We start from the raw sequence: 7,436 nt of genomic DNA, 5'->3' as shown, positions 1-7,436 counted from the left end.
GGTGCAGAACATCGTCAACACGGAATCGGTGGGCGTGGGCGTGCGGGTGATCGCCAAGGGCACCTGGGGCTTCGCCGCGACGAATGCCCTGACGCCAGCCGCCGTGGCGCAGGCCGCTGAGCGAGCCGTCGCCATCGCCAAGGCCAATTCGAAGTACCAGACCGAACCCGTGCGCCTGGCGCCGGTGAAGGGCGCGGGTGAGGTGCAGTGGCAAACGCCGATCGCGCGCAACGCCATGCGGGTGCCGATCAAGGACAAGATCGAGTTGCTGATGGCGGTGAACGACGCCGCGCTCACGGCGGGCGCGAGCTTCATCAACTCGAGCCTGTTCCTGGTCAACGAGCGCAAGTACTTCGCGTCCACCGACGGCTCCTTCATCGATCAGGACGTACACCGCCTGTGGGCGCCCTTCTTCGCCACGGGCGTCGACTCGGAATCTGGCAAGTTCCGCACGCGCAACGGACTCAGCGCGCCGGTCGGCATGGGCTGGGAGTACCTCGACGGCCGCGAGGAAGATAAGGTGCGCACGGCCACCACCCTCTACAACCGCTCCTACGACATGGTGGAGGACGCCGCCAACGCCGGCCGCGAACTGCAGGAGAAGCTCAAGGCCAAGTCCGTCACCCCGGGCAAGTACGACCTGGTGCTGGACCCCTCGCACCTGTTCCTCACCATCCACGAGTCCGTCGGCCATCCGCTGGAGCTCGACCGGGTACTCGGCTACGAGGCCAACTTCGCCGGCACCAGCTTCGCCACCCTGGATAAGTGGCGCAGCGGCAAGTTCGCCTATGGGTCGAAGCTAGTGAATCTGATCGCCGACAAGACCCAACCGGGATCCCTCGGCGCCGTGGCCTACGATGACGAGGGCGTGAAAACCAAAGAGTGGGATCTCGTGCGCGACGGCATCCTGGTCAACTACCAGGCGATCCGCGATCAAGCCCACATGATCGGCGAGAAGGCGTCGCACGGCTGCTGCTTCGCCGACAGCTGGGACAGCGTGCAATTCCAGCGCATGCCAAACGTCTCCCTGGCCCCGGGCAAGGAGGAGTACAGCGTGCAGCAGATGATCCGCGACGTGGAGCGCGGCATCTACATCGCGGGTCGCGGCTCCTACTCCATCGACCAGCAGCGCTACAACTTCCAGTTCGGCGGCCAGCTCTTCTACGAGATCAAGGACGGCGAGATCGTCGGCATGCTGGACGACGTGGCGTATCAGTCGAACACGCAGGAGTTCTGGAACTCGTGCTCCGCCCTCTGCGATGAGCGGGATTACCGTTTGGGGGGATCGTTCTTCGACGGCAAGGGTCAGCCCTCGCAGGTGAGCGCGGTGTCCCACGGCACGCCCACAGCGCGCTTCGACGGCATCAACGTGATCAACACGGCGCGCAAGCTGGGCTGACCCACGGTACTAGCAGCCTGTTGTAGCGTCTCAGGCGAGTGCGAGACAAGGCGGAAATCGACGAAAAAGCGCAGTGTACAAACGGTACATGAGCATTTTGAGTCGATTTCCAACGCCGGATCGTGCCGCCTGAGGCACTACAACAGGCTGCTAGGGCGCGGTCGCCACGCCGGTCTCGAGCTCGAACAACGCGCGCAGGATCCGCCGCCACTCCGCGTACTGCTCCGCCAGGCTCCCTTCGAGCTCCACCAGGGTGCCTTCCACCTCTTGCACCGTGGGGCTCGCCTGCGTGTCCAGCCGCGCAGCCCAGGCGGCCATGCGCTGCTCCTGCTCCTTGGCCCAGCGGTAGTCTTCGTAGCTCTGCTTGTAGCTCGAGTAGGAGCGCGCCTTGCGCCGGCGCTTGCGCTCCTTCTTGCTCGTGCTGGCGAAGCGCCCCTCGCGCTCCTCCACGTAGGCCAGCTGCTGGGCGTTGAAGCGGCGCCAGGTCTCGTAGCCAGCGCTCACCTCGTCCACGGCGCGCACGTAGAGCTGGTGCGAGGTGTCCTTCAGTTGCGCTTCCGTGAGGCGCACGCGGGCGATGCGGGCGATCATCGGGTCCTGCGCCGAGGGCAGGCGCACGGCGCGGTAGTGCGGGGGCATCAGGGGCGGCAGCACCTGTTCGGGGTCGTCGCTCCTCGGAGCGCGCTGCGGCGGTACCCACTCCACGTACGCGGCGAAGGGCTGGGGTGCCAAGGCCGCCGCGTAGCGCAGCTGGGAGATCTCGCGGATGAGGGTGAGATCGCGTTCGTCGTGGGCGTCGAGCGCCATGATCAGGTCGGTGGTGATGCGTGCGTACAGGGGCTGCAGGGCATCCACCTGCTGCTCGGTGGTGACCTTGTCATCCGGCGAGGTCAGGGGCACGGGGGTGGCGATGTAGTAGTCGCGCTCCAGCCAGCGCCGTCCGGTGGCGTCGATGGCCACCAGGGACAGCTCCAGCTCGCGGCCGTCCGAGCGCAGGATCTTGCCGCGCACGGTCAACTCGGCCGTCGTGTCCTCGCTCGGCACCACTCGGATCGTGCCGAAGCGCGCCGTGTCCACCAGTGCGCGCGTGAGCTCTACTGCGAAGTACTGCGCCTCCACCCGCCGGATCTCGGGGTAGATGCCCTGATCGAGCTGCTGGGCGCGGCTCACGGGCAGGCCCTGGTCGAGCAGGGGCACATCCACATCGAGCAGGGTCGGGCTGGCGGCGGCCACGCCGACCCAGCCTGCCAGCGCCAGCCAGGTGCCTGCGCGTAGCAACCTAACGATCATCATCACCTGCACAGACGCGACCGCGCGTGAGCGTATCGGCGCAATCTTCGCTCTCCTGGCGCAGGGGTTCGTAGCGGTTGTAGAAGCGGCTCACGGTGAAGGGCGAGGCCGCGCCGGGGCCGCGCAAGGTGGTCGCGATGTGCAGCTGATCGCCGTCCGGCGCCAGGGTGAACTGGTGGAAGATCGTCAGGCCGTCGGGCAGGCCGGTCTGGAACACCAGGCGCTCGTTCACCCAACCGCACAGTTCGCTGCTCATCACGCCCTGCTGGGAGAGGGGACGATCCGGATGGAAGACGCAGGTGAGGGCGAAGTCCTGGTCGCGCTCCACCGCGATGTCGAATTCCGTCTGGTCGATCTCGAGCACGGGGGAGCGGGTCACCTCGTCCGCCAGCTGCGCCAGGCCCACGAGCGCTTCGAGGGACGCACGCGAGCGCGACAGGGTGACACCCTGGCCGCCGGGGTCCGATACCGCGTAGCCGCCCTTCTGCAGGCGCAGTAGCAGGCTGCGCAGGCGACGCTGCACGTTGTCGCTGCGCTCGTAGTCGAGTTCCCAGTGGCCGCTGAGATCCGAGCGCTCGTCCTGGGTGAAGATCTCCTCCACCGGCGGTTGGCTGGCACAAGCCCCCAACAGCGCGAGCACGAGGGCGACTGGCACCAGTCCCCAACGCACGTTCCCATGGTCTTTATCCAGCAAGGGCTCGTCCTACGGCTTCGGTCCACAGCGTACGGTTCGTCTCAGACCAGTGCTTGGAGTACCACCGGCGCGAGAGTTCCCGTTTGTAAGGTCCTTTACACGACACGCTTGTCGCCACGATCTTGTTTCTAACGGCTGAGTAGTCTACCCGGTTGACTCGACGGAGGATCGAGCACCGCAAACGGTTGCGTCGTCCGTGCGAGCTTTCTGAGAGAATCGCGGGGTTACTTAATCCCGTCCGGGCGAGCGCCATGCAAGCACTGCGCATTCAGCTACTAGGCGAACTCACCGTGTCACGCGGCGATTGTCTGATCTCCCTGCCGTCCTCGCGCAAGACCCGCGCGCTGCTGGCCTACCTCGCGCTTACGGCGCGACCCCATCGACGCGACCGCCTCTGTGAACTGCTGTGGGAGGTGCCCGACGACCCCCGCGGTGCCCTGCGCTGGGCGCTCAGCAAGCTGCGCGGGATCGTCAACGATGACGCGGCCGAGCGAATCGTGGCCGACCGCGAACGCGCGGCCTTCGTGCCCGCCGGCGCATCCATCGACCTGCATCGCATCACCGAACAACTGGACGAGAGCGGCGTCGAGCCCACGCTGGCGAGCCTTCGTGCGCTCGACACGGCCCTGCGCGAGCCACTGCTGGACGGCATCGACCTGCCGGACCAATCCGACTTTCAGGCCTGGCTGGTGGCCGAACGCCAGCAGGTGCAGCGCCTGCGCGCCCGTCTCGCCGGTGCCCTGGCGCAGCACCCGGCGAGCACCCCCGAGGACGCGGCCGAGCACGCCCTGCGCTGGCTGGAACTCGACCCCTTCTCGGCACCCGCGGCCAGCGCCGCCGTGTCCCTGCTCCGCCGCATCGGCCGCGGCGCTCAGGCCGAGAACCTCGCCGAGACCCTGACCCAGCGTCTGCGCGCGGCGGGCGTGCCCTGGGAGGCACCCGAGGCCCCGCTCGCCCACCCGCCACCCGCGCCGGCAGCGCCCACGGCGGAAGATGAACAACGGGCCTTCCTCGGCCGCCAGAGCATCCAGTTCTGCACGTCCCAGGACGATGTGCGCATCGCCTACGCCACCGTCGGCGAGGGCACGCCCGTGGTGAAGGCGGCGAACTGGCTCAGCCACCTGGAGCTCGATTGGAACGCGCCAATCTGGAGCCCCCTGTTCCGCCGCCTGGCACGCCACCACCGCTTCGTGCGCTACGACGAGCGAGGCAACGGCCTCTCGGACTGGGACGTGGAAGCGATCGACTTCGACGCGTTCGTGACGGACCTGGAGACGGTGGTGGACGCCCTGGAGATCGAACGCTTCGCCCTACTCGGTATCTCCCAGGGCGCGTCCGTCTCCATCGAGTACGCCGTACGCCACCCCGAGCGGGTGAGCCATTTGATTCTGTTCGGTGCCTACGCGGCCGGTTGGCGGGTGGATGCGGACGAGGCCACCGTGCGCGAACGTGAAGCGGTGATGACGCTCACCGCGTCCGGATGGGGGCAGGACCTACCCACCTACCGACAGATCTTCTCGTCCACGTTCATGCCGAGCGCCACGCCGGACGAGCTGGCCTGGTTCAACGAGTTCCAGCGCCAAACCGCCTCGCCGGAAAACGCCGTCCGCTTCCTGAGTGCCTTCGGTGACATCGACGTACGCCATCGCCTGCGCGAGGTGCGCACGCCGACCCTCGTCCTCCACTCGCGGGGCGATCAGCGCATTCCCGTGGAGACGGGCCGCGACATCGCGGCACGCATCCCCGGCGCGCAGTTCGTGAGCCTGGAGAGCGACAGCCACCTCCTGCTCGGTCGCGAACCCGCCTCGGCCCGCTTCCTCGACGAGGTGAACGACTTCCTCGAGCGCTGAGGCGCGCTGTGGGGCTCCTTACTCGGCGATGGCTTGGGACTCGTACATGGCCCGCACGATCTCCGGCAGGGGCTCGCCGTACTTGCCGAACCAGTCGTGGTAGATGCGCTGGATGGTGATGCTGCGGTAGAGCTCCGCGAGGGCGCTGTCCACCACCAGACGGAACTCCGTGTCCCCACGCGGGAGCATGAGCGCGTAGGGCTCGAAGGAGAACACGTTGCGCGTGAGGCGATAATCCTTCGGGTCCTCGCCCCGCTGCACCACCTGGCCGATGAGCATGGCGCGGTCGGAGGCGAAGCCGTCCACCTCCCCGGCCTTCAACAGCTTCATGCCGTCCAGGTGATTGGAGATCACCCGCAACTCGATGGGCATGTCATTGGTCTCGCGGAAGCGCAGCAACGCGTCTTCCGTGGTGCTGCCCGTGATCACCGCCAGCTTCTTGCCCCCGAGGTCCGAGGTGGACGCCATCTCGGCGTCGCTCATCGAGAGTACGGCGCCGCCGGTGATGAAGGTCATGAGCGAGAAATCCACCCGTTCGCGACGCGAGAGGGTCACGGTGGTGGCGCCGCACTCGAGGTCCACCTCCCCCTCTTCCACCGCCTGCAGGCGCGCTCGCGGCGTGACCAGAGGCACGTAGCTCACCTTCATCTCGTCGAGTTGGATCGCCTTCTGAATGGCCGCGGCCACCCGCTTGCACAGGGCGATGGAGTAGCCCATCGGCTCCTCGCCCTCGCCGCGGAAGGACATGGGCGGCGCATCGGGCACGTAGCCCACGCGCAGCTCGCCGCGCTCAGCGATACGATCAAGGGTGGTCGACGCGGCGCCGACCGGGCCGGCGATCAGGGCGCCGAGGGCCAGGCACAGGCCCGTGGCGGCGAGGCGTCGGGTGGGGGAGAAGCGAGTCATGGGGCCTCCTGGCGCAGGCGAGGATGTGATCGCCTGAGTCTGCCATAGGGTTTGCCCTGTCGCGATACGCCCGCCGCTCAGCGGCCAGGGCCGCCGCCATGCCTAGCGCCGCGGGCGCGGGCCCATCTGCGAGCGGTAGTACTGGATCATCAGGAAGCCACCGAGCATCCCGCCTAGGTGGGCGAAGTGGGCGACCCCCGCCATCTTCCCGGTCACCCCGAACAGCAGCTCGATGGCGCCGTAGATCAACACCAACCAGCGCGCTTCCATCGGGATCGGGGGGATCAGCAACATCACCCGCTGGCGCGGATACAACATGCCGAACGCGAGCAGCAACCCGAAGACCCCACCGGATGCGCCGACGGTGGGCAAGGCGGGCAGGCCCATCAGGGGCGTCACGATCAGGTGCGTGAGCGCAGCGGTGAACACACAGGCGATGTAAAAGTAGAAGTAGCGCCGAGAGCCGAAGGTGCGTTCGAGGGGATCGCCGAACACGATGAGTGCCATCATGTTGACGAACAGGTGCAACTCGCCCCCGTGCAGAAAGCTGTAGGTCACCATCTGCCACGGCAGGAAACGTCCGCCCGGATCGCCCAAGGGCCATAGCGCGAAGGCCCCCAGGGGCAGCCCGAGCAGGTATTCCAAGGCGAATACGCCGATATTCGCGAACAACAGGGCCTGGGTCACCGGCGGCATCGCAACTACTAATCCACGCTCAACGAGTGCTCAGGCAGTCTCCGCAGCCCGCGGTTCCCTGAGTCTGCACCCCCTTGAAGGGTCGCACATGGGGCCGCGGACCGGTGCGATCCAGTCCGAGGCGACTGTTTTGTCGCCCTGGGGAGGTGGGATATTCTGATCCCCCGTTCCGATCGCGAGGCGCCTCGCCTTGGCCACACCCAGCTCTGCCACCGCGCGCCCTGCGCTCGCCAACGCCCGGCGCATCGTTGTAAAAGTCGGCACCCGCGTGCTCACGCGCGACGACGGCCGCCCCGCGCTCACCCGCCTCGCCGGCATCATCGAGCAGCTCGCCGACCTCCATCACGCCGGCCGTGAAGTGCTGCTGGTGAGCTCCGGTGCCGTGGGCCTCGGGTGCGAGCGACTGAAGCTCGAGCCGCCGCTCACGCCGGCCCAGCGCCAGGCCTGTGCGGCTGTCGGTCAGATGCCGCTGATGGCGCTCTACGAGCAGGGCTTCTCGCGCTTCGGCATCGTCTGCGCGCAGCTGCTGCTCACGCGCCGAGACTTCAGCCTGCGCCAGAGCTATCTGAGCCTCCAGCACACGATGGGCAGCCTGCTGCGC

General features: G+C 67.4%; 7 protein-coding genes. 3 read left to right on the top strand and 4 right to left on the bottom strand.

What is annotated here, in order from left to right:
- Positions 1-1,399, top strand: a 1,399-nt coding sequence (locus AAF184_23815; protein MEO0425383.1) for a TldD/PmbA family protein, incomplete at its 5' end; no start/stop codon positions are given.
- A gap of 150 nt (positions 1,400-1,549) precedes the next feature.
- Here AAF184_23815 and AAF184_23810 read toward each other — a convergent pair.
- The gene (locus AAF184_23810; protein MEO0425382.1) at positions 1,550-2,692 is read right to left on the bottom strand and encodes a hypothetical protein; all 1,143 of its coding nucleotides are present in this window, start codon (positions 2,690-2,692) and stop codon (positions 1,550-1,552) included.
- On the bottom strand, positions 2,679-3,383 hold the full coding sequence (locus AAF184_23805; protein MEO0425381.1) for a hypothetical protein: 705 nt from the start codon (positions 3,381-3,383) through the stop codon (positions 2,679-2,681). Before AAF184_23805 ends, AAF184_23810 begins: the two co-directional genes overlap by 14 nt.
- Positions 3,384-3,634: 251 nt before the next feature.
- Here AAF184_23805 and AAF184_23800 point away from each other — a divergent pair, with 251 nt between their 5' ends.
- The gene (locus tag AAF184_23800) at positions 3,635-5,233 is read left to right on the top strand and encodes an alpha/beta fold hydrolase (GenBank protein ID MEO0425380.1); all 1,599 of its coding nucleotides are present in this window, start codon (positions 3,635-3,637) and stop codon (positions 5,231-5,233) included.
- A gap of 18 nt (positions 5,234-5,251) precedes the next feature.
- Here the strand turns inward: AAF184_23800 and AAF184_23795 are convergent, their stop codons facing one another.
- Positions 5,252-6,139, bottom strand: coding sequence for an amino acid ABC transporter substrate-binding protein (locus AAF184_23795; protein ID MEO0425379.1), 888 nt, complete (start codon positions 6,137-6,139; stop codon positions 5,252-5,254).
- 102 nt (positions 6,140-6,241) lie between these two features.
- Complete coding sequence (locus AAF184_23790; GenBank protein MEO0425378.1) at positions 6,242-6,835, bottom strand: rhomboid family intramembrane serine protease; 594 nt, start codon at positions 6,833-6,835, stop codon at positions 6,242-6,244.
- 190 nt (positions 6,836-7,025) lie between these two features.
- Here AAF184_23790 and AAF184_23785 point away from each other — a divergent pair.
- Positions 7,026-7,436, top strand: a 411-nt coding sequence (locus AAF184_23785; GenBank protein ID MEO0425377.1) for a glutamate 5-kinase, incomplete at its 3' end; no start/stop codon positions are given.

It is taken from the genome of Pseudomonadota bacterium (genome assembly GCA_039815145.1).
Taxonomy (GTDB): Bacteria; Pseudomonadota; Gammaproteobacteria; order Steroidobacterales; family JBCBZW01; genus JBCBZW01.
Note: the sequence above shows the minus strand (reverse complement) of the source record. Positions and strands in the feature narration are given on the sequence as shown.

Coding starts and splice junctions, on each gene's coding strand:
- AAF184_23810 (MEO0425382.1), bottom strand. CDS start 2,692: ATGATGATCGTTAGGTTGCTACGCGCAGGCACCTGGCTGGCGCTGGCA.
- AAF184_23800 (MEO0425380.1), top strand. CDS start 3,635: ATGCAAGCACTGCGCATTCAGCTACTAGGCGAACTCACCGTGTCACGC.
- AAF184_23795 (MEO0425379.1), bottom strand. CDS start 6,139: ATGACTCGCTTCTCCCCCACCCGACGCCTCGCCGCCACGGGCCTGTGC.
- AAF184_23790 (MEO0425378.1), bottom strand. CDS start 6,835: ATGCCGCCGGTGACCCAGGCCCTGTTGTTCGCGAATATCGGCGTATTC.